Here is a 21,809-nt window from a genome sequence, read left to right as displayed (position 1 = left end):
TCTGAAAAACTGATGATCAGGCGAAAAACTGGATTCTGGCGGAGCGGGGGATCAGCAGGGCGGCGACGGCTGAAATCAGGGTCAGCCAGCCGCGCCGGGCATCTTTCAGAAAAGCCAGACGGTCGGACCGGATCCCCTGCATCGCATAAGAGAGAGCAACCTTGGCCGGCGCGCCGGCCCGCAAGGCACGGCGGGACAGATAGCGGCAGTAGATGGCTTCGGCAGATGGCACTGTACCGTGGTCTGCATATAGGTTCGCCAGCGAACGCCAGCCGGCATGCATGGCCGACAGATCGACCGACAAGCCGTTAGGGCTCATGCGATAATCCACGAGATGATGATCCATTCCGCAAATATCATGATCAAAGGAGACGAGCCGCGCGATCCATTCCTGATCCTCGGCATAAGACATGTCGCTCCGGAAACCGCCGACGGCGTCGATCGTCTCCTTCACCACCACGAGGTTGGACATGGTACAGGTCGGATTTTCCGCAATGACCTGTTCGACCGTTAGGGGACCGGGCGTGACCGTCGAATATGTCTTCGCCTTGTCGCCGGGCTTTGCGTCATGGTAGATGAAGGCGATCTGGGCATAGCTTGCCGCAACGTGCGGATGTCTGGCATGGAAAAAGCCGTGCATCTCCAGTTTCTCGGCTTTCCAGAGATCGTCGGCATCCATGAAGGCCACGAGCTTGCCCCGAGCCTGCGAAAGGCCGAGGTTGCGCGCCGCCGATACGCCCTGATTGGACTGCGAAACCAGCTTGATCCGGGCGTCTTCGCTGGCCAGCGACAGCATGATCCCCAGGCTTTCGTCCGTCGAACCGTCGTCGACCAGGATGAGTTCGAGGTCCCCGTCCGTTTGGGTCAGCACCGACTTGATCGTCGCGAAAAGATACGGAGCGGCGTTGTAAACGGGCATGATCACTGAAAAATGAGGAGGGTTCATAGGGAAATTTCCTGTTTGCTTTGAAAAAACTTGGTCATGATGAAGAAGGAATATGTGGAGATGATCGAGGCGGTCCCGATCACCCAGCCTGCAGCGGCTTGCTCCAGCCCGATATGCGCGCCGACAAACATGGCAGAGAGAGCCGCGACACAGACAATAAGTCCGAGCCAAGCATCGAGAGCCGCTCGCCCGGATGCTCTTAGATAGGCGGAGGCAATAGCACCGAGCAGCAGGGGAATGCCGGCGAGCGACAGGATCTGGATTAGCGGAATGGCCTGAATCCATTTTTCCCCGAAAATCAGCGGCACATAAATGGGGGCAAGGGTATATTGTACGAGTGACAGGCCGCTGAAGATGACCAAGCCGGCGCCGAGAATGAAGCGCAGCGTGCCTCTGGAATCGGCCAGCGAATGCGGGTTGCACAAATAGGGATAGATCACCGTGCCAAAGGCCGTGGCCAGCGTGCCGATGATGCCAATGCCGGCGTTGAAGGCGAAATAATAGCTGCCGAGGGCGGAAACGCCGAGCAGCGCGCTGATGATCAGCTTGTCCAGATTGTTGCGCAAGGCGAGCAATATGTCGGTCGCCAGCACAGCGGCGCCGAAATTTATCATTTCCGACCGGTTTGCATAGCCGTGAGCCGGGTTTGCGGTCCATTGCTCCGCCCGCCGCATCATGATTAGCCACAGGGGAGCGGTGATCAGTTTCGGCAATATGATGGCCCAGGGATTTGCCCATGCGAGGATCAGCGCGCCGGTGATCAGATGGTCGGCTATGGTCTGTACTGCACCGATTTTTGCCACGGTCGCCATTTTTCGGGCGCGCATCAGCCGAAAGCACTGGACGAGACCGCCTGGCATGAAGAAATAGACACCGCACAAAATGGCCAGCATCTGGGCGGCAAGACTCTGGTGAAAGACGGTGAACAGAACCGCGGCGACAGCCAACTGGATGACCGCCACCAATGAGCACCAGAACCAGAATATGGCCTTGGCCGCATTGCAGACAGCCTCCAGCATCTCGGCCGGTGCTGCGATGATCTTTTGCCCGACTCCGATATTGGCGATGACGCGGATCAGTTCGAAAAGGCTGAGGGTCAGCGCTGCAACGCCGACAAGTTCCGGAACCAGCTGGCGTGCGATAACGACGACAACCAGGATCCGGACAATGCGGTTAACCAACTCGGCCGATCCATAAGCCATCAGGCCTTGCACGATGGAGCGCTTGCTGTGTTGATGGCTATGTGACGTTGCGGCGTTCATGTTGCGATTCCCAAACTGGTTCGGGACAGTCAGTTCAATTGCCATGCCAGTTTCGGAAAATAGCGGTTTTCCAAGCGAAACACTGGCTAGCGGGAATTTAACCCTTTGCAGACTGTTGCAGAGTGGGTGGCTATGTTTGCATTTTGCGAAAAATTTCGCGTTTTGAGCAATCCGGGGCTGCGGCTAACGATGCATTAACCTCATATCTAACTGATAAATATGGAGATTCAGATTCTGGCACGCGAAGTGCGGTGGTGACAGCCAAACAAATGGAGTCCCACAATGAGCATATATCAATCCGCTGCCATTTTTCCGCCAGCAACAGCCGGCGCGTCTCGCCGCTTATCATAGGTCGCAGCAGCATGACCGAACTGGCCATCTCGACTTATGATGAGACCGCCTTTTCGCTATTCGGTCTGGTTCTCGCCAATGGCAGTCTGCCTGCGGTAGCCGGGAAGATCGTCCGCGCCGCTTCGCAAGGGGATCGCAACGCAATTTATTTCGTCAATGCCCATTGCATCAATATCGCTAGACAGGACCCAAAATATGCAACCGATCTGCGGTCCGCCGATATCTTGCTGCCCGATGGCAGCGGCCTCCGGCTCGCTGGCAAGCTGGCGGGCTCGAAGCCGGTCGACAATCTCAACGGGACCGATCTCTTCCCGCATATCTGCGAAAAGGCAGCGCAGGCCGGCCAGAGCATCTATCTGCTGGGGGGAAAGCCCGGGATCGCTGCTGCTGCTGCCAAGAATATGCGCAACAGATTTCCGGGGCTTTGTTTTGCCGGGACGCAGCAAGGCTATTTTGATCGTGGTACCGACGAACAGATTATCGAACAGATCAACCGTTCTGGTGCATCTATCTTGATGGTCGGCATGGGCGTTCCTGCGCAGGAGAAATGGATTGCCCGATATCGCGACCGGATCACGGTGCCGGTGATCATGGGGGTAGGGGGCCTGTTCGACTATTATTCGCACAGCATACCCCGTGCACCGGCGCTGCTGCGTCAATCGGGTCTGGAATGGTGCTGGCGGCTGGCCATGGAGCCACGGCGGCTGGCCGGTCGCTATCTCGTGGGCAATCTGCGCTTTATCGGTCATGCTATCGCCCACGCTTTTGTCGTCAGGGGCCACGCCGCCCGCTATGCTGCGGCGTCAAAACGCACGTTGGATCTGGCGATCGCGCTGCTCGCCTTGCTGCTGCTCGGGCCGCTTGCGGCGGCAATCTGCCTGCTGATCACTCTCGAAGACCGGGGGTCTCCATTTTTCCGCCAGACCCGGATCGGAACCGACGGCAAGCCTTTCCGGATTTGGAAATTCCGCTCGATGTACAAGGATGCCGAGGCGCGAAAGGCTCAGCTCGCGGAACAGAACGAGCGCGATTCCGTCTGTTTCAAGATGAAAAGCGACCCGCGCATCACCCGGATAGGCAAGTTGATCCGCCGCACCTCCCTGGACGAACTACCGCAGATCCTGAACATTCTGGCAGGTCAGATGTCGGTGGTCGGACCACGACCGGCGCTTCCGGACGAGGTGCTGGCCTATAAGGACAAGGAACGGGGCCGGCTGACCGGGAAGCCGGGTCTGACCTGTACCTGGCAAGTCTCCGGGCGCGCGGATATCCCGTTCGAACAACAGGTCGACATGGATCTGGAATATCTCTCGAAACGGTCTTTGCTGCGCGATCTGGTCCTGATCACCCGCACGGTCCCGGCGGTGATCACCGGAAGGGGAGCCTATTGAGCCGCCGGCTTATTCATCTCCTTCGCCGGTCCCATTTTCCCGGGACCGGTGGAGGGCCGCGATTGTATAGTCCAGCATATCCTGAACCGGCAGTAATTCCTCAGCTGCTCCCAACTTTCCGTTCTGGCGGATAGAGTCTATTTTCTCGAGCAGGGCATAGGCTCCGAAGCCGGTGCAAATTCCTCGCAGCGCGTGATGAGCCGCGTTGACAGCGCGTTCATCTCTGTCTGTCCAGGCCTGGCTGAATCTTTCGCACCATTTTCGATATCGCTGCCAACGGCATCGACCAGCGCCGCGCGGCGGCTTTCCGGTATCGCCAATAACTGTTCGGCAAATTTGCTCTGGTCGAGAAATTCGACCGCGCCGAATTCGGGAACGCGCTTCTGATGGTCCGGTTCGCCACCGCCTTGCGGGACATCCTGCCCACAAATCTGCCCGATCACATAATGCAGGCCGGACAGGTTGATCGGTTTTGATATCACCCCGTCCATGCCCGAGGCGAGGATCGCGGTGCGTTCGCTTTCCGCAGCAAATGCGGTGACCCCGAAGATCGGGATTTTTGCATATTTCCGGCTTGCCCTGACCAGACGCGACGCGTCCATCCCGTTCATCGGCATCCAGACGTCCATCAATATACCGTCAAAATCGTCATCGGCCAGCGCGTCCATGACCTTCGAGCCGTCATCTACCACCACCGTTTCGCAGCCCATATTCTCCAGCATCGCCGTGATCACGATCTGATTGGCCTCGACATCCTCGGCTACCAGCAGTCTGGGCGCCCGGCCGTCGATCCTGAACTTGTGGGTAACAAGCGCCTGTGTTTTTACCGCGGCCAGTTCGGAACCGTCGCTCATGGTGATTGGGATCATGAACCAGAAAACACTGCCGAAACCGATTTCGCTTTCGACGCCGATATTGCCGTCCATCGCCTGAACGATACGCTTGCAGATTGACAGGCCGAGACCCGTTCCTTCGATGGCGCTGTCATTGGCGATGCCACGGTCCAGATCTTCAAACAGCCCCTGCTGGACATCCTCAGGGATGCCGCATCCATCGTCCGACACACAGAATTTCAGGAATTTCCCATCCTGTTCCGTGATGATGTCAGCGATCAGTTCGATCCGGCCGTCGCTGGTATATTTGATCGCGTTGCTGACGAAATTGTCGATCATGTTCCGGACCCGCGTGGGATCCGTTACGATATGTTCCGGACAATCTGGCGGCAGGCTGGTGAAAATTTCCAGCTTCTTTTTCCGGGCGAGCGGTTGCCATGTCGCTGCTGACTTTTCGACCAGTTCCGGCAGATTGAGCTCGCGCATCTGCAGGTCGAGCTTCCAGCCGTCGGCGCGGGCATATTCGATAATATCTGCCAGCAGGAACAACAGCTGGTCGCCGCTGTCCCGGGCCAGTTCCACATGCCGGAGCTGTTCCGGCGTCAGATCGGTGATGCTGAGCAGTTCCAGAGTCGCCAGCACGGCATTCATCGGGGTGCGGATGTCATGGCTCATCATCGCCAGAAAGCGGGATTTTGACTTGTTCGCCTCGACGGCGGCCGCGCGCGCCTCTTCCAGTGCTGACCCCATCAGCTCCATGTCGACCAGACGTTGCGCGAGTTGCTCGCTCTTGCGCTGTTCTTCTTCACGCGCGATCTTCAGGTCATTGGTCAGATTCTGCAATTGCCGCGCCCGGCGCTCGCTCAGCTTCCGCAAAATCTGTTCCTGCCGCTCGGCCTGCCGGTCCTTGGTGATATCGCGAACCGCGCCGAAGCCGAAGAAGCGGACACCGTCGGGTGACCTTTTCTGGGTGACCGACCAGCGTAGCCAGCGAACCTTGCCATAATCATCACAAAAGCGGAAATCGCCCTCGACATTCTCGTCAACCAGCCGGCCTTCGGAGGCAGCGATGAGTATGGCCATCGCATCCGCCTGGTCGTGAGGGTGCACCATGGCGGCAAACTGCACGAAACTGGTGACCGGTTTTTGGAGCCGATCACGCTGGCGAAATTGTCCGAACCGATGAACTGCTGGTCTTCGTCGCCGTAAAAAGTTGCAACATTGGCCAGATTTTGGGCGCTGACATGCGATAATGTCTGCCGGTTAACATGTTCGAGAAGCTCGACCTCTTTCTGGCGCAGCTGTTCCTGCGCGAGAGTCAACGAACGGCTTTTTGTCTCCAGAAGCTGCTCTGCCTCGGCACGCGCAGCCTCGCTCCGGGCCAATCTCCGTTCGACCAGTCGCAAATGCTGTTCGGCATCATTTGACGGCGCATTTTCTGCAGGCTTCACCATGATGTCCGGTACCATATATTCGTTTATCGTTGGTGAACCAGCTTAATCTTTGGCGCAGAAGCCAACGACCGCACCACCCTGTGACGGAACGGCCGGTTGCTTCCGTCTGAATGCGGCGGGGAAGGGGCAGCCAGAATCTGTTGCGACGAAGCGCCATCGGCCTTTAATCTAGTGCAATTCACTCTACAGGAGAGCAGGGTCATTGACCGTCGATATTCCTGACGGGCCGGTCAGCGAAGTTACTCTTTCAAGGCGTTCAGCAGCAGATCGGGAAGCAAGCTGTTATCCCATTCCATCGGCTTGGTGGGGGCATCGCCCATTCTCAGAATGACCATATTCTGCGAGGGTATGATATATACGGTGTTGCCATCGAAGAGATAGAGATCGTCGGCAAGATAGGGCTGGCCCAGCCAAACGCCGAGCCCAAAATATATATTATGGGCTCCCGGCGCGCGGCCTGGTCAAACGGTAGCCTGATTCGTGCGTTTAACCGCACGGTGATCCCTCAACAGCTCGCATCCCTTCTAACCGAGGCGTTCGCCAAGAGGTGACCTTCTATGGCTTCCGCGGTGCTTTCAAAACATTGCTGGGGCGCGCCGAATATGGTCTGCCGGAGAATTACAAGCATGAAGTGATAGGGCACGCGAAGAGTGCCCCTGATCAGCGTTATATTCAAGAGTTGCCACTTGAGGACACCTATCGCGTGATGAAGTATTTCCATTATGACGGGTTATTATTGCCGCCTGCACCTTGAATGGGGAAGCAGCAATTGCGCAATTTTCGGACAGATGGAACAAGGCCAACAGCGTCTTGAATTGAAGCGTATTTCAGCCCGGCTGCAATTGGGCCGGCTGCGGATTGTCCGCATTTCATCTGCAATACCGACAAAGCAGACGTTGTAACTCCCGTTTCACGAACTTCTGCGTCAGCCCCGATTGCGGACGATCCATGACCAAATTTGATCGCCGCAGAGCAGTCAATGACAGAACGGCTCTCGGGTCGGTGTTGGCCGCGTATATGAGAAATTCAAATCGCTTGCTGTTCGCCGCTGCCTTACCGCTTCGCCGATCAGCATCAGGGCGGGACCTGGTCCCAGGACAGATTTCGCTGAAAGTGCCAACAGATCAAGGCGTGTGCTGAATTGGCGCTCTTCGGGCAGGCTGGCGTTTTCTATTAGAAGGACAGGGGTGTCTGCGGGCAAGCCGGCGCCGACAAGCTGGCGTGAAATGGTGGCCGCAGCCGCTTTGCCCATATAGATTGCGAGCGTTGCTTTGGGGTCTGCGAGCGCCTGCCAGTCGAGATCGAGCTTCTCGCCGGCTCTCGCGTGAGCGGTCACAAATACCAGCTTGCGGGCGAGATCGCGCAAGGTGAGTGATATTCCGGCGCTTGCAGCCGCCGCGGATGCGGCCGTTATGCCCGGACAAATATGACAGGCAATGCCATGTGTGGCCAGCGCGTCCATTTCCTCTGCAGCGCGACCAAAAATCCCCACATCGCCACCTTTTAGACGGACCACGCGTTCCCCCGCCAATGCAGCGTCAACCAGCATGTCGTTAATGCTGCGCTGGTCTTTGGAATGGCGGCCGGATCGCTTGCCGACCGGAACAAGCCGCGCGGAGGGCGGTGCAAGTTCCAGCACGCCTTTACCAACAAGGGCGTCATAAAAGATGATGCTGGCGGCGCGGATCAGCTTCTCGGCCTTGCGGGTCAGCAGGTCCGGATCGCCGGGGCCTGCTCCGACCAGCCATATAGTTCCGGGCGGGATGACAGTATCACTCATTCTGCGGCCTCCAATTTCGGTTCCAGTGTTTCCGCCAGCAATTTGGCGAGTGCGGGTCGGCAACTTCCGCAATTTGTCCCTGCGTTTAGTGCGCGGCCAACATCTTCCAGATTGGTGAGCGATTGCTCGCCAATGGCGCCGATAATCTGTTTAACGCCGACATTGAAACAGACGCACAGGATCGCGCCCTTGTCCGGTCCGGCGACTTTCGGGCGTGCTGCGAGCAAGGACGGTGCATCCGCCGGTGCATCGCTGACCAATTGTGCCGCAATCCAATCCCGTGATGGAAGTTGACCGTTGCGCGTCAGGAAAAGCGCGGCCGCCAGCCTGCCTTCGCTATCGCGCACGGCAATCCGTCGCATCCCGCGTTTCATGTCGATGGCCTCGAGACGGTCGCCAACGGGCAGCAGTCCATCCACGTCAATATTGCCCGCGCCCGCCATTTCGGTAAGCCACCCACCCGCGATCCTGGCACTCGTCCAATACAGCAGGGCGGGCAATGCCGGTCGCTTGCTGCTGACCAGAAAGGCTCGCCATTCCGCTCCGACCGCTTCGATATTGCACGGGCTGTTTTTATACGCGGGTTGGCCCGATACTGGGTCGACCGTTTGATCGGGCAATCGGTTGGCACGGCCACCGCCGCTCATCTGATCGGTCCAGTGCATCGGGACGAACATTTCGCCTTTGCGTTGTGCGTCCGTAATCTGCACGCGAAAGATGCTATTGCCGTGCGGCGTCATGATCTGCGCCAGGGTACCATCGTCAATAGCGCGCTCCCTCGCATCATGCGGGTGAATTTCGACCAGCGCTTCACGGCGATGTTGTGACAAGCGCGGACTGAGACCCGTTCGGGTCATTGTGTGCCATTGATCCCGATAGCGGCCTGTATTGAGACGGAGCGGAAATGAACGATCAACCGGCGCCGGAGCAGAAGGAGCAACAGCAACCAGCCTTGCCTTGCCATCAGAAGAGGTGAATTTCCCCTCCGCGAAAGGTGATGCACCACCCCAGGCTTTCGGCATCCAGTCGTCATATTCGCTATCGCTGGTGCCAGCCCATTCAGCTATGTTCAGCTTGCGCTGGCCGTCGTTCCGAAATCCCGTTTGTTCGGCATACTCACGGAAGACAGCAGCCGGGCCGTCGAAGGAAAATGCGTCGCCAAATCCCATGCGGCGAGCGACCTCCTGTACTATCCACCAATCGGCCTTCGCCTCTCCCGGTGGCCCAAACAGAGGCCGCTGACGACTGATGACCCGCTCGCTGTTGGTAACGGTGCCGTCTTTCTCGCCCCAGGCAAGTGCTGGCAGTTTCACATCGGCATAAGCGGTCGTATCGGTTTTGGCGATGACATCGGACACTACGACAAAATCGCAACGGTTTAATGCCTCGCGGACGTAATCCGCATCCGGCATCGAGACAGCCGGATTGGTCGCCATCACCCAGATCGCCTTGATTTTCCATCATGCACATCGCGGAACATGTCGACCGCTTTGCGCCCCGGTTTGCGGGCAATGGTGGGGCTTTTCCAGAAGGACTGCGCGGCGTCGCATTCTGGATCTGAGAAGCCCATATGTGCGGCGAGCATCGACGAAAGCCCGCCGACCTCGCGCCCGCCCATGGCGTTGGGCTGGCCGGTGATCGAAAATGGCCCCATGCCGGGCTTGCCAATCCTGCCAGTCGCAAGATGCAGATTGATAATGGCATTGCCCTTGTCGGTGCCGCCGACGGATTGATTTGCGCCCTGGCTGAACAGGGTGATCATTTTCGGATGGGCGGCGACCAGATCGGCAAGCTGATTGAGCAATTCGGCATCGATACCCGCGGAAGCTAGATCGCCGGTCAACCCGTTCCAGAACCCCGTCGGTGTTGCCACATGATCGCGCAAATAATCTTCGTCCAGCAATCCTCTTGTCATCAACTCGGCGAGCAACAAGTTGAACAGGGCGACATCGCCGTCGAGGGCGATCGGCAAATGGAGATCAGCGCATTCAGCAGTTTCGGTGCGGCGCGGATCAATCACCACCAGTTTCGTTCCGCGTTCGCTCCGGGCCTTTTCGATACGCTGCCAGATCACCGGATGGCACCAGGCGGTGTTCGATCCGACCAGCAGGATAAGATCGGCATTTTCCAGATCATCATAGCTGCAAGGCACGACATCTTCGCCAAAGGCCCGAACATGGGCGGCAACCGCACTAGCCATGCAGAGACGGCTGTTGGTGTCGATATTGGCGCTGCCGATAAAGCCTTTCATCAGCTTGTTTGCGACATAATAATCCTCGGTCAGCAACTGGCCGGAGACGTAGAACGCGACGCTGTCCGGGCCATGCTCGCGGATTGTCTCGGCAAAGCGATTGGCCACCAGATCGAGCGCCTTGTCCCACTCCGCCGGCTCACCGTCTATTTCCGGACGGAGCAGCCGTCCTTCAAGATTGACCGTTTCCGCCAAATGCGTTCCCTTGGAACAAAGCCGGCCGAGATTCGCTGGATGCTCCTCGTCACCCGCGATGATCACATCGCGGTCACCGGTGATTTCGGCTTTGATGCCGCAACCGACGCCGCAATAGGGGCAAGTGGTGCGAACCGGAGTCACACGGCCCCGGCGAGTGCGGGAGCGCGTTCGATATAAATCCGGCCCGCATCAATTTTAACCGGGATCACCGGCACGCACCCCTTGTCCTCGCCCAATGCCTCGCCCGTCAGCAAGGAAATGCGCCAGTTATGCAGAGGACAGGTTACGCTGGTGTCGTGAACGATCCCCTGACTCAGCGGCCCGGCCTTGTGCGGGCATTTGTTCGCCAGAGCATGAATGCTGCCCGTAGCGGTGCGGAATATCGCTATCTCCTGGCCGCCTTGTACCGGCAGCGTCCGCGCGCCCATGGCAGGCAGTTGTTCGACCGGGCCGATATCGATCCATTTTGCATCTACCATCACGCAGGCTCCAGCACGGCAAAGGGACGGATTTCGGCGATATGCTTGTGCAGGTGACCTTCAGCCCCGGCGACGCGTTCCGCCCAGGGGTCTTTCTGATGCACCGACTGGGCGAACAGAAAACGTTTCTGCAATTCCTTGCGGCCGGTCTCGTCTTCGACAATGCGGCTCTTGATATAGTCCATACCGACCCTTTCAACCCACGGTGCCGTGCGGTCTAGATAGCGCGCTTCCTCGCGGTAAAGCTGGATGAATGCGGCAATATATTCGAGCGCCTGCTCTTCGGTTTCGACCTTGCAGAGGAAGTCGGTGCCGCGCAGATGGATCCCGCCATTACCGCCAACGCTCAGTTCATAGCCACTGTCGACACAGATGATTCCGAGATCCTTGATCGATGCCTCTGCACAATTGCGCGGACAGCCCGATACGGCGATCTTGAATTTATGCGGCATCCAGCTGCCCCAGGTCATCTGTTCGGCCTTGATCCCGAGACCGGACGAGTCCTGCGTGCCGAAGCGGCACCATTCGCTACCGACACAGGTTTTGACCGTGCGCAGCGCCTTGCCATAAGCATGGCCGGAAACCATGCCGGCAGCATTGAGATCGGCCCAGATTGCCGGCAGGTCTTCTTTCTTGATACCGAAAATATCCAGCCTTTGGCCGCCGGTGACCTTCACCAGCCGCGCTTCATACTTGTCGGCGGCATCGGCAATCGCGCGCAACTCGTTCGGGGTGGTAATCCCGCCCCACATTCTGGGGACGACCGAGTAAGTGCCGTCTTTCTGAATATTGGCATGCATCCGTTCGTTAACGAACCGGCTTTGCGGATCTTCCTCATGCTCCGTGGGCCAGGCACATAGCAGATAATAATTGAGCGCCGGACGACAGGAAGCGCAGCCATCTGGCGTGGTCCAGTGGAGTTCCTGCATCACCTGCGGTATGGATTTCAGCTCTTTGTCGAGGATATTGCGCCGCACATCTTCGTGCGTGAAACTGGTGCATTTGCACATTGGTGTAACCGTTCGCGCGCCGCCATAATCGTCACCCAGCGAAAGGCTGAGTAGACTTTCGACCAGGCCGGTACAGGAACCGCAACTGGCGGAGGCCTTGCAACCGGCCCGGACGCTATCGAGGTCATTGGCTCCACCATCGATGCACGCGACCACCTGTCCCTTGGTTACGCCGTTGCAGCCGCAGACTTCTGCGTCGAGGGACAATGCTGCAACGGCGCTGTCAGGGTCCAGCGTGGCCCCTCCCGAAGCAAAAGCCTGGCCGAAAATAAGCGCTTCGCGGATATCGGATATGTCTTCCTGCCGTTTCAGAAGATCGAAATACCAGCTGCCGTCTGCCGTGTCTCCGTACAGCACGGCTCCGATCAACCGGTCTCCCTTCACCACCACTCGTTTGTACACTCCGCGGGACGCGTCGCGCATGACAATGTCTTCGGTGTCGTCGCCGCCAGAAAAATCGCCGGCAGAGAACAGGTTGATCCCGGACACTTTCAGCTTGGTCGCGGTAACCGAACCGGCATATCCGGAAGGTTCGCTGGTCATGAAATCGGCCAGGGCACGGCACATTTCCCAAAGCGGCGCGACCAACCCGTAGCAGGCGCCGCGATGCTGCACGCATTCCCCGACCGCCAATATCGCCGGATCGCTGGTTACCATATCGTCGTCCACGATTATGCCGCGCTCGACTGCCAGTTCCGCCAGTTTGGCGAGATTGATCGATGGCTTGATCCCGACGGCCATGACGACAAGGTCCGCGTTGATTTCGGTTCCGTCCTTGAGCTTTACGCCGGTGACATGGCTATCACCCATTATTTCGGCGGTATCGGCCTGCGTAATGATCGTTTGCCCACGCCGTTCCAGCTCGCTTCGCAACAGAAAGCCTGCCGCTTCATCCAGCTGCCGCTCCATCAGGGTCGGCATCAAATGCAAGACGGTGACCTTCATCCCGCGCAGGGAGAGACCGTGCGCCGCTTCCAACCCCAGAAGACCGCCGCCGATCACGACGGCATTGCCGCCGGTCTCTGCCGCTGTCAGCATCTTGTCGACATCATCGAGGTCGCGAAAGGTGATACGCCCGGCAGCTTGTGTCCCGGTACCGGAATGATGAACGGATCGGATCCTGTGGCAATCAGCAGCCGATCATAAGGCGTCACCCGGCCAGAGGCACTGACCACCTCCTTCGCCTCGCGTTTGATAGCAATGACCGCATCGCCGCTGACCAATTCTATGCCATTGTCATCATACCAGCTTTGATCATTGATGATGATGTCTTCGAAGCTCTTGTCGCCGGCCAGAACGGGAGACAGCATGATCCGGTCATAATTGACCCGGGGTTCGGCACCGAAAATGGTGATAGCATAGCGGTCAGCGTTGCGGGCAAGAATTTCCTCCACGGCGCGGCAGCCGGCCATGCCATTGCCGATGACAACAAGCCGCTCGCGGCCATGCCGGGAAGTTTTTCCTGCTTAACGTCTGTTATAACCGGTGCGTTCATTGAATAATTCCAGTCGTTAAAAACTATATCCCAGCCGCAGCCAGAATTTCTCGGTATCGACGCCATAGTTGGCGGCGTCGTAGTCGGCGTATTTGAGACCGACGCTGAAAATGCTCACCTTGAAATTGAGCGCCGCATCAAATTCTGTGCCGTATTTGATGCTGCCGACATCGCTCCGAAAATCATGATAGGCTGCGCTCGCGGTGATGCCGCCGAGCAAATTGACCTTCTTGCTGATGCTGACATATTTATCTTCGAGGCCCGCCGGTGGCGTGCTGAGAAAGACATCCGCCCAGCCGTTGAACTTGTGCAATGTGGCAAGCGGGGTCTGGAACCGGTTTCCTGCGCGATCGGCACCCAGGCTTTCGTAACCCAGCGTCAGGCCAAAGCCGGAAAAGGACGTGCCGACCGAACCGGCGATATAGTCGACCGAATAATTGCCGGGATTGGCTTTATAGTCTTTTTGCACAGCATAGCTGCCCGCGAGATTTAGTGTAAAACCTTCGGAAACCGGAAGCTTGGCGGTTGCACGCAGGCCGTAGGTTGCGGAGGAATTCAGCGAAACCGGCTGGCCGGCGTCAAAATCGAGCAGATAGGCAAAGCCCTTCAGATTGACCGGCCCGGCTTTTATCCCTGCGCCCAGAAATATCAGGTCTCCGTCAAAAGCTTCGCGCGTTCCGGCGTCCGCGCCAAATATCGTGCGCTGGGAAATGGCATAATTGGCTTCCAGCATCAGAGGTTTCAGCGCCGTGACCGATGCACTGACGGCGTCAAAAGTCTGTTCATTCTGCCGCCAGCCGACGCTGCCCACGAAACGCTGGTCATCAATGTTGATTCTCTGGCGCCCGACGGTAAGGCTGCCCTTTTCCTTCTTGGCGAACTTCAGCTGAATGCGGTTCAGTTCGATATTTTCCGGGTCGCGATGACGGAAAAGGGTTCGACGCCATTGCCTGCATTTGTGTCATTATAGTCATTTATTATGCCCAGGGTCGCTTCACTCTCGACGAGAAATGAAAGCCCGATATCACTGGCCAGTTCCAGACCCGCCCGCGTCCGCAGTGTCAGGGAGTCGGCGCTGGTTACCGGCTGATCAACATGTTCGTAAGCAAGCCGGGCGTCGAAAATCGGGTCGAGAGTCAAGCCTTCGGCAACCACCACCGGATCGCCGGTCTTGGCCAGGGCAAAGGAAGGTGTCGCCACCGCGGCGCCTGATAATAATGCTATCGAAACTATATGTCTTTTCTTCATTTTTCCCCCGTTTAAGATTGTCTCTTGTGTCGGGCATCCTCTCGGTTCAGGCCGCTTCTCGCTGCGTGCTCTTGTTCGGATTTCCATGTTCATATTCGGCGAGGAACTGCAGAACTTCCTGCCGGTAAGCGTAAAATTTCGGATGCTCGAGCAGCGCCTTCCGGTCGCGCGGCCGTGGCAGATCGACGTCGAGAATCTTGCCGATGGTGGCCCGTGGGCCATTGGTCATCATCACCACCCGGTCGGCGAGCAATATCGCCTCGTCCACGTCATGGGTGACCATGATGGCGGTGACTTTCGTGCGGTTCCAGACCTCGATCAAGACATCCTGGAGATCCCAGCGGGTGAGGCTGTCGAGCATGCCAAATGGCTCATCAAGCAACAGCAATTTGGGAGACAGGGCGAATGCGCGCGCTATGCCAACCCTCTGCCGCATGCCGTTCGACATGTCGGCCGCGGTTTTGTCCATGGCATCGCCAAGACCAACGCGATCCAGATAATATTCGATGATGTCCTTGCGTTCCGAACGCGTGCTGTGCGGATAAACCCGTTCCACGCCGAGTGCGACATTCTGTCTGGCTGTCAACCAGGGCATCAGCGAGGGTGCCTGAAATACAACTGCCTTGTCGGGTCCGGCAACATCGATTTCCCGTCCGTCCAATATGATTCCGCCATCGCTAATCTCGTTCAGCCCGGCAGCCATTGTGAGCACGGTCGACTTGCCGCAGCCGGAGTGGCCGATCAGCGAAATAAACTCGCCCTTGTCCATCAGGATGTTCACATCTTCGACAACGGTCAGCGGCCCTTTGGGCGTCGGATAAATTTTCTTGAGCTTGAAAAACTCGAGATAGCGTGATGTTAACGGGCTCTGTGCCGCATCAATATACGCTTGCGGCAGATCCGCATCCTTGCCTTCCTGTACCCCTGAAAGGTCGAGCGGCGTGATATCCGGGAGGCTGGTCGATTCCGATGCAACGGCTTTCTGATCGCTGCTCAATATGTCCAGATAGCCAACAATCTCGTTCCGCAACGTTTTATAGGCGGCGCTTTCATTCATCGCCTCGCGTTCACGGGGCCGCTCGATATTCACGTCGAAAATCTTGCCGATCGTGGCAGATGGCGCCGGGGTCAGGATCGCCACACGGTCGGCAAGCAGCAGCGCTTCGTCGACATCGTTGGTTACCAGAACAATCGTCCGCTTTTCATGTTTGCGGATGCGCTCGATCTCGTCCTGCAATTTGGCCCGCGTTAACGCATCGAGCGCCGACAAAGGCTCGTCCATCAGCAGGATCTCAGGCTCCATCGCAAGGGCGCGCGCAACCGCGACGCGCTGGCGCATGCCTCCCGACAGCTGCGCCGGCTTGCGATCCATCGCGTGGTCGAGACCGACCAGTTCGATCTTCTGACGCACCAACGCCGCGCGTTCTTCCCTGGACTTGTTCTGATGCACTGCATCAACCGCCAGTGCGACATTGGCTTCAACGCTCAGCCATGGGAAAAGCGAATAGCTCTGGAAGACGAGGCCTCGGTCCTTGCCCGGGCCTTTGCATGGCTCTCCCTTGACCAGCACTGCGCCGCTATCGGCATCGGTCAGACCGGCGATGCAATTGATCAATGTGGTTTTGCCGGCACCGGAAAAACGAGAATGGCGATAAATTCTCCCTCGGCGACATCAAGGTTGATGTTGTCGAGCACATCGGTCCGGGTTCCTGACCCGTCCACAAAGGACTTGCTGACGTTGTTCAGGGACAGGATGGGAAGACTATTGGTCATAATATCCTCCTCAAACCGTGCGATTGCGGCTGGCGAAATTTTGCAGCAGCATCATGATCCGGTCGAGCAGGAAGCCGATGAGGCCGATCACGATGACAGCGAACATGATGCGGGCGAGTGACTGGCTCGATCCGTTCTGGAATTCATCCCAGACAAATTTGCCAAGTCCGGGGTTTTGCGCGAGCATTTCCGCCGCGATCAGAACCATCCAGCCCACGCCCAGAGACAGGCGCATACCGGTGAAAATATAGGGGAGGGCAGATGGCAAGACGAGGCGGGTCAGCTTGGCGAACCAGCCGAGACGCAGGACTTTGCCGACGTTGAGCAAATCCTTGTCGATCGAGGCGGCGCCGATTGCAGTATTGATCAGCGTCGACCACAGCGAGCAGAGCATCACGACGATTGCGGAAATAACGAAACTTTTCGGCAGGGTCGGGTCGGGATCCGTCATGGTTGCCGAAATCACCATGGTGACGATGGGAAGCCACGCCAGGGGGCTGACCGGTTTCATGATCTGCACGATCGGATTGATCGCGGCATTGAATGTTTTAGAAAGACCGCAGATCAGACCAAGCGGCACGGCAAATATTGTGGCCAGGAAAATCCCAGGGCAACCGTCGTCAACGAGGTCCATATCTGGTCCAGGAATGTCGGTGGCCCGCTATATTCAAAATTCCGTGTTTCGCCGCCATTGGCAAGTGCCGCCGCGTTGCTGGCGTCCTGGGCAGCATAAAATTCTGCTTTCTGCTCCTGAACAGCGGCCCATTCATCAAAAAGCGCCACGCCCTGAGCCGATACTTCTACCGGTCCCGGCAGACTGCCGAGCGAGGTATCGACCTGCGGTGCGAGAACCGCCCACAAAGCCAGAAAAGCCAGAATGCCAATGATCGGCGCAGCGAGGTTTTTCAGCGAGGCGACCAGAAGTTTTGGATTGACCAGGCTTCGGTTCGACACGCCGGCGCTCGCGGCAACCGGCGCAGCGGGTTCCGCCCGGGCAGCATCATTGAGCGGCCTTGGCTTCGCCATATCTTCAACAGCAGTATCGCTTTCTGTTGGGTTCGCAGCAACGGTTGCCATGTCTTTGGTTCCTTTGTTCATCAGAGTCTTAGTTGACGCCGGAATTGGTCACTTTCTGACCAGCTTTCAGACCGATGGGGAATTTCGCGAGATAGGCATTGGGAGCCCGGCCATCATAGGTAATGCCATCGATGAAACCCGATTGTTCACCCTTGAAACCGTCGGATTCCGGTATGCTGTCGGCGGGTATGATCCCTTCGTCTGCCAGCTTTTTCGCAGCGGTAAGATAAAGGTCGGGCCGATAGACCGCCTTCGCGGTGTCGAGATACCATTGATCCGTCTGGTCTTCGGAAATCTGTCCCCAGCGCCGCATCTGGGTAAGATACCAGATTGCATCGGAATAGAAGGGGTAGCCGGCATAATCGTTGAAGAAGATGTTGAAGTCTGGCGCCGGCCGTGTGTCGCCCGCTTGAAACGTGAATTCGCCGGTCATCGAGGCTCCGATCACAGCCTCGTCCGCCCCCACATAATTGGGTCGTGCCAGAATTTTCACCGCTTCCACGCGATTCTTGCCACCATCGACGTCCAGCCATTGCTGTGCCTTGATGATCGCGCGCAGTATAGCGGCGGTTGTTGCAGGATATTTCTCGGCAAAATCCTTGCGCAGACCGAGGACTTTCTCCGGGTTCTTCTTCCAGATTTCGTCATCGGTAATCACCGGAACGCCGATTTTCTTTTGTACCGCTGCCTGGTTCCACGGCTCGCCCACGCAATAGCCGTCGATCGTGCCAGCCTCCATCGTGGCGGGCATCTGCGGCGGGGGTGTGACGGACAAAGCCGCCTGCGCACCAACCGTACCGCCAACATCGCCGGGCGTATAATAGCCGGGCTCGATACCGCCCGCTGCCAGCCAGTAGCGCAGTTCATAATTATGCGTGGAAACCGGAAAACCATACCCATCTTGAATTGCTTGCCCTGCGATTTGTAACTCGCAATGACGGGTTTCAGAACCGATGCGCTGATCGGATGGACGGGCTTCCCGTCTGCATCTTTCTCGAGACCCGGTTCGATCTGGGCCCAGACCTTGTTCGACAGGGTGATCGCATTGCCATTGAGGTCGAGTGAAAGCGGAGCAATGAGCTCTGCCTTGGTGCCATAGCCGATCGTCGCGGCGAGCGGTTGCCCGGCGAGCATATGCGCGCCATCGAGCTGGCCACCGATGACACCGTCGAGCAGCACCTTCCAGTTTGCCTGCGGTTCGAGGGTGACGTTCAGACCTTCTTCGGCGAAAAATCCCTTTTCCTTGGCAATGGCAAGCGGCGCCATATCGGTCAGCTTGATAAACCCGAGTTTCAAACCGGCTTTTCAATCGCGCCATCCACGCGGGCTGGCTTCACTGTCTCGCTGCTGTTGGAAGAACTGTCGCCTCCGCTTCCACAAGCGGACAAAGACACTGCACAGACAGCCAGGAGAAGAAAGTTGCGGCGGTTCGAATTCATTGCTCAATCCCTTTTTCATTGCCGGGCAACGCAAGGGCAGAACGAAAAACACACAAAAAACCGCCTCAAGCGACAGTCCTTCAGACTGGCTTGGGCGGCGACATTGCCTATTCGATTGTAGTTCGTTCTACCATGCGTTTGCCCGCCATTGGACAAACCGGTAAATATGCTGCCGGGGATCTTCCCGACCCGAATCAAATAACATCAGCAAGTCTAAAAAGGCAAGTCAAAATATTGCGTTGCAGCAAAATCTAAAGTTTTGGCAATGAATCCAAGTAGTTTCCGACTTCCATCGGATCAAAAACACGACCGTCAAAAACGGATTGGCGCCCAATGTCAACCGGCCCTGAGTCGAACCGACCGGCATGCTACCGGTTACGCTGCCTTCCAGTTTGGCATTGGCACCAGGTATCGGGGTGTCCAGTCCCTTCAACGCCGCACGATAGACATTGGGCCGGAAAACCTCCTCGGCGCGCAACTGATCCTCCGCATTATAGGTTAGATGATCCCAGCGCAGCATTTGAGAATAGAGCCATGCCGCCTGACTTTTCCACGGAAAATTCGCAGCCTCCCGGTACTGGAACATGAAATCGGGCACATCGAGCGGCTGCGCGCCCGCGGTCAGCATGATCTGATCCGATATCGCCCGGTTTATCAGCTTCGCCGAGCCATCAAGATAATTCTTGCGGGCAAGTATCTCGGCATTGGTATCCCAATTTGCCGGATCAACAAAATGTCTGGCGGCAAAATGCAGCGCCCGCACCAGACGTTCAATCTTGTCCCGGTCATCCTCAAGCTTTTCGGCCGGCATGGCCAGCACCTTTTCAACGCCACGCCTCCAGATTTGCGCCGTGACCAGAACGATACGACCTACGCCGCGCTCCACAGCAACGCTGTTCCATGGCTCGCCGACACATATTCCGTCTACCTCGTCATTGGCCAGAGCATCGGCGGCGAACGGTGGCGCGATGGTTACGATATCAACATCGGTGTCCGGCGCGATACCGCATTGTGCCAGCCAATAGCGCAGCTTGTAATTGTGACCGGAATAGCGGTGAACAACACCAAATCGTATGCGACATCCTGCGGCCGCACGTTTTGCAACTTCGCTCTTCAGCTTTTCACCGACGGAGACCGGGTCACCCAGCATGCCGGCTGGCGCTACCTTGTCGGCCAGCGCGTGGGACATTGTAATCGCATTACCGTTCAGGCTCAGGACGAACGGAACCGCCAGCGCCTTGGCCGGTCGCCCCCGGCCGAGCGTCGTGGCAATAGCAAGCGGTGCGAGCAAATGTGCGGCGTCTGTATGGCCATAAAGCAGCCTGTCCAGTACCGATGCCCAACTGACATCCCGAATGAAGTTCAGATGCAGTCCCTGTTCTTCGGCAAAGCCATGTTCCTGGGCCAAAATCGGCAAAGCCGCATCGACCAGCGGCAGAAACCCGATATTCATTTGGTCGATGCTCACAGCCCGCCTCCCAATAGTGTCTCGGCCGTGACGATGGCCTCGGCGACCTCCGCCATGCGTTTGTTGCTGTTCATGGCGTGATCGCGGAGCAGCTTGTGCGCTTCCGGTTCACTGATCTTCCGCTTCTCGATCAATATTTTCTTGGCATTGTCGATAATTGTCCGATCGGACAGCGCATCGCGCGCTTCTTTCAGCTCCGCTTGCAAGCGAGAAAAGGCCTGAAACCGTCTTACGGCCAAATCGAGTATGGGCTTCATACGGCGCTGTGAAAGCCCATCGACAATATAGGCAGAAACCCCTGCATCAATGGCTGCGGCAATCGTATCTTCATCCGATTGCTCGACAAACATGGCAATCGGGCGGGAAACCGCACGGCTGACGGCAAAATATTCCTCGAGCATATCCCGGGATGGATTGCCGAGGTCGATCAGGATGACATCCGGGTCTATCGTTTCAATCGCGCGCGCATCCCCGAGCGCTCGGAAATCACAAAACATCGCGCTCACCCACTTCGGCAAGCCCGTCTTCAATTATGGCCGCGCGAACGGGGTTTTCATCGATAACAGCAATACGCAATTGCGACTCCGGTTGCGGAAGTGACTTTAGCCAGTCTAACGCCTTTCTGTTCGCAGGTGCAACATGAACGATAAATCTTTCATTGAGACACCAATCGAAGCGGCTACTTTTCCTGGTCGGTTCAAATAAACCAGACAGACCGCTTATCACCTAGGTTCTGGCGTTCGACCTGATAAGATGGAAATAAAAGCTGGCAGGCGGCATTCTCCTCAATTGCTGTCGTTTAGCGCGAGATATCGGTTAGCTGAAACCTGCCAATAAATCGGACAGAACAAAAGGCTCGTAACGGGCCGGAAGCTGACCGTCTGCTTTTGTTTGAATTATATCTTGCGACAGTCGACATGCGCCGTGCCGAAAGGTCTCAGTTCTAACTGGCATCCGCTCGGCAGTTTCCTCCTACTTGCTCGTGGCCAAATTTTTGAGAATTTTTGAGCTCTTCGAGAGCGTTTCTGCGCCTTCTATTTTGAGGGATCGTTTTTCGCGAGCCCACAAGTTGGAGAAAGACGGATGCTGGATCGTGCACACCGGATCAATCGGACGGAAAACTATCGCAAAGCACTAAAGCTTAGCTCGGCTGCGGCGGCGCTAGGAACAACGCTGGTGTTTGGATCAGGTATGGCGCAGGCCCAGCAGGTTAGCCCCGGCATTGATCCAGAATGCACAATTGTCGCAGGTGAGGCCATTTGTGAAGGCGATTTGGCAGACGGGATCACGGCCTTTCCCGGCACGCCTGATTTCGACCGCATCATCGTGCGCAATCCTGACGCGCCGATTGCCC

Annotated in this window: 16 protein-coding genes and 4 pseudogenes; 4 read left to right on the top strand and 16 right to left on the bottom strand. The window is 57.2% G+C overall.

The genetic code is table 11. From position 1 onward, the window contains the following. Positions 1 to 16 precede the first annotated feature (16 nt). Together C8024_RS12380 and C8024_RS12375 are read right to left on the bottom strand one after the other, a co-directional pair. Complete coding sequence (locus C8024_RS12380; RefSeq protein WP_173205643.1) at positions 17 to 946, bottom strand: glycosyltransferase family A protein; 930 nt, start codon at positions 944 to 946, stop codon at positions 17 to 19. Then, complete coding sequence (locus C8024_RS12375; RefSeq protein WP_173205640.1) at positions 943 to 2,208, bottom strand: oligosaccharide flippase family protein; 1,266 nt, start codon at positions 2,206 to 2,208, stop codon at positions 943 to 945. Before C8024_RS12375 ends, C8024_RS12380 begins: the two co-directional genes overlap by 4 nt. A gap of 362 nt (positions 2,209 to 2,570) precedes the next feature. On the opposite strand from C8024_RS12375, the gene C8024_RS12370 reads away from it, so the two are divergent. Next, positions 2,571 to 3,950, top strand: a complete 1,380-nt coding sequence (locus tag C8024_RS12370; RefSeq protein WP_173205637.1) for a WecB/TagA/CpsF family glycosyltransferase — start codon at positions 2,571 to 2,573, stop codon at positions 3,948 to 3,950. 137 nt (positions 3,951 to 4,087) lie between these two features. On the opposite strand, the gene C8024_RS12365 is transcribed toward C8024_RS12370, so the two are convergent. Then, entirely contained in the window at positions 4,088 to 5,866 is a 1,779-nt protein-coding gene (locus tag C8024_RS12365) for an ATP-binding protein (protein ID WP_173205634.1), read from the bottom strand. Between the two features lie 185 nt (positions 5,867 to 6,051). Here C8024_RS12365 and C8024_RS12360 point away from each other — a divergent pair, with 185 nt between their 5' ends. Together C8024_RS12360 and C8024_RS12355 are read left to right on the top strand one after the other, a co-directional pair. After that, positions 6,052 to 6,210, top strand: coding sequence for a hypothetical protein (locus tag C8024_RS12360; protein ID WP_173205632.1), 159 nt, complete (start codon positions 6,052 to 6,054; stop codon positions 6,208 to 6,210). Between the two features lie 574 nt (positions 6,211 to 6,784). After that, entirely contained in the window at positions 6,785 to 6,991 is a 207-nt protein-coding gene (locus C8024_RS12355) for a hypothetical protein (protein ID WP_173205629.1), read from the top strand. Positions 6,992 to 7,213: 222 nt separating this feature from the next. Here C8024_RS12355 and cobA read toward each other — a convergent pair whose 3' ends face one another. From cobA to C8024_RS12305, 13 genes and pseudogenes are all read right to left on the bottom strand, one after another. Next, positions 7,214 to 8,017, bottom strand: coding sequence for a uroporphyrinogen-III C-methyltransferase (gene cobA / locus C8024_RS12350; RefSeq protein ID WP_173205625.1), 804 nt, complete (start codon positions 8,015 to 8,017; stop codon positions 7,214 to 7,216). Continuing rightward, positions 8,014 to 10,607: pseudogene (locus C8024_RS12345) on the bottom strand (molybdopterin-dependent oxidoreductase). The gene cobA and the pseudogene C8024_RS12345 overlap by 4 nt, the downstream one beginning before the upstream one ends. Beyond that, positions 10,604 to 10,945 carry a nitrite reductase small subunit NirD gene (gene nirD / locus C8024_RS12340; protein ID WP_173205622.1) on the bottom strand — a complete coding sequence of 114 codons (342 nt, stop codon included), beginning with the start codon at positions 10,943 to 10,945 and terminating at the stop codon, positions 10,604 to 10,606. The pseudogene C8024_RS12345 and the gene nirD overlap by 4 nt, the downstream one beginning before the upstream one ends. Beyond that, positions 10,945 to 13,367, bottom strand: a pseudogene (gene nirB, locus C8024_RS12335) (nitrite reductase large subunit NirB). Before nirB ends, nirD begins: the two are co-directional and overlap by 1 nt. Before the next feature lie 99 nt (positions 13,368 to 13,466). Continuing rightward, positions 13,467 to 14,279, bottom strand: a complete 813-nt coding sequence (locus tag C8024_RS12330; RefSeq protein WP_367947323.1) for a hypothetical protein — start codon at positions 14,277 to 14,279, stop codon at positions 13,467 to 13,469. Between the two features lie 68 nt (positions 14,280 to 14,347). Continuing rightward, positions 14,348 to 14,650 carry a hypothetical protein gene (locus tag C8024_RS21745; RefSeq protein WP_254305862.1) on the bottom strand — a complete coding sequence of 101 codons (303 nt, stop codon included), beginning with the start codon at positions 14,648 to 14,650 and terminating at the stop codon, positions 14,348 to 14,350. A gap of 94 nt (positions 14,651 to 14,744) precedes the next feature. Continuing rightward, positions 14,745 to 16,313 carry an ABC transporter ATP-binding protein gene (locus C8024_RS12325; RefSeq protein ID WP_254305861.1) on the bottom strand — a complete coding sequence of 523 codons (1,569 nt, stop codon included), beginning with the start codon at positions 16,311 to 16,313 and terminating at the stop codon, positions 14,745 to 14,747. Next, positions 16,310 to 16,471, bottom strand: coding sequence for a hypothetical protein (locus C8024_RS21740; protein WP_254305860.1), 162 nt, complete (start codon positions 16,469 to 16,471; stop codon positions 16,310 to 16,312). The genes C8024_RS12325 and C8024_RS21740 overlap by 4 nt, the downstream gene beginning before the upstream one ends. A gap of 10 nt (positions 16,472 to 16,481) precedes the next feature. Continuing rightward, complete coding sequence (locus C8024_RS21735) at positions 16,482 to 17,105, bottom strand: ABC transporter permease (protein WP_254305859.1); 624 nt, start codon at positions 17,103 to 17,105, stop codon at positions 16,482 to 16,484. Further along, a complete protein-coding gene (locus C8024_RS21730; RefSeq protein ID WP_254305858.1) occupies positions 17,036 to 17,548 on the bottom strand; it encodes a hypothetical protein in 513 nt (170 codons plus the stop codon). The genes C8024_RS21735 and C8024_RS21730 overlap by 70 nt, the downstream gene beginning before the upstream one ends. Positions 17,549 to 17,576: 28 nt before the next feature. Next, positions 17,577 to 18,814, bottom strand: a pseudogene (locus tag C8024_RS12315) (CmpA/NrtA family ABC transporter substrate-binding protein). A 399-nt stretch (positions 18,815 to 19,213) separates the two neighbouring features. After that, entirely contained in the window at positions 19,214 to 20,455 is a 1,242-nt protein-coding gene (locus tag C8024_RS12310) for a CmpA/NrtA family ABC transporter substrate-binding protein (RefSeq protein WP_367947313.1), read from the bottom strand. Next, positions 20,452 to 21,031 (bottom strand): annotated as a pseudogene (locus C8024_RS12305) (ANTAR domain-containing response regulator). Before C8024_RS12305 ends, C8024_RS12310 begins: the two are co-directional and overlap by 4 nt. 507 nt (positions 21,032 to 21,538) lie before the next feature. Between C8024_RS12305 and C8024_RS12300 the strand changes: the two are divergent. Then, the coding region (locus C8024_RS12300) for a hypothetical protein (RefSeq protein WP_173205619.1) at positions 21,539 to 21,809 on the top strand (271 nt) is incomplete at its 3' end.

The sequence above is a fragment of the Sphingopyxis sp. BSNA05 genome, assembly GCF_013265645.1.
Classification (GTDB): Bacteria; Pseudomonadota; Alphaproteobacteria; order Sphingomonadales; family Sphingomonadaceae; genus Parasphingorhabdus.
The sequence above is the reverse complement of the archived record's forward strand: the minus strand, read 5'-3'. Positions and strand labels throughout refer to the sequence as shown.

Bases quoted from the DNA above. Each gene is read 5' to 3' on its own strand.
- C8024_RS12380 (WP_173205643.1), bottom strand. From the start codon at position 946: ATGAACCCTCCTCATTTTTCAGTGATCATGCCCGTTTACAACGCCGCT.
- C8024_RS12375 (WP_173205640.1), bottom strand. From the start codon at position 2,208: ATGAACGCCGCAACGTCACATAGCCATCAACACAGCAAGCGCTCCATC.
- C8024_RS12370 (WP_173205637.1), top strand. From the start codon at position 2,571: ATGACCGAACTGGCCATCTCGACTTATGATGAGACCGCCTTTTCGCTA.
- C8024_RS12365 (WP_173205634.1), bottom strand. From the start codon at position 5,866: ATGGCCATACTCATCGCTGCCTCCGAAGGCCGGCTGGTTGACGAGAAT.
- C8024_RS12360 (WP_173205632.1), top strand. From the start codon at position 6,052: ATGTTCGAGAAGCTCGACCTCTTTCTGGCGCAGCTGTTCCTGCGCGAG.
- cobA (WP_173205625.1), bottom strand. From the start codon at position 8,017: ATGAGTGATACTGTCATCCCGCCCGGAACTATATGGCTGGTCGGAGCA.
- nirD (WP_173205622.1), bottom strand. From the start codon at position 10,945: ATGGTAGATGCAAAATGGATCGATATCGGCCCGGTCGAACAACTGCCT.
- C8024_RS21740 (WP_254305860.1), bottom strand. From the start codon at position 16,471: ATGACCAATAGTCTTCCCATCCTGTCCCTGAACAACGTCAGCAAGTCC.
- C8024_RS21735 (WP_254305859.1), bottom strand. From the start codon at position 17,105: ATGGACCTCGTTGACGACGGTTGCCCTGGGATTTTCCTGGCCACAATA.
- C8024_RS21730 (WP_254305858.1), bottom strand. From the start codon at position 17,548: ATGGCAACCGTTGCTGCGAACCCAACAGAAAGCGATACTGCTGTTGAA.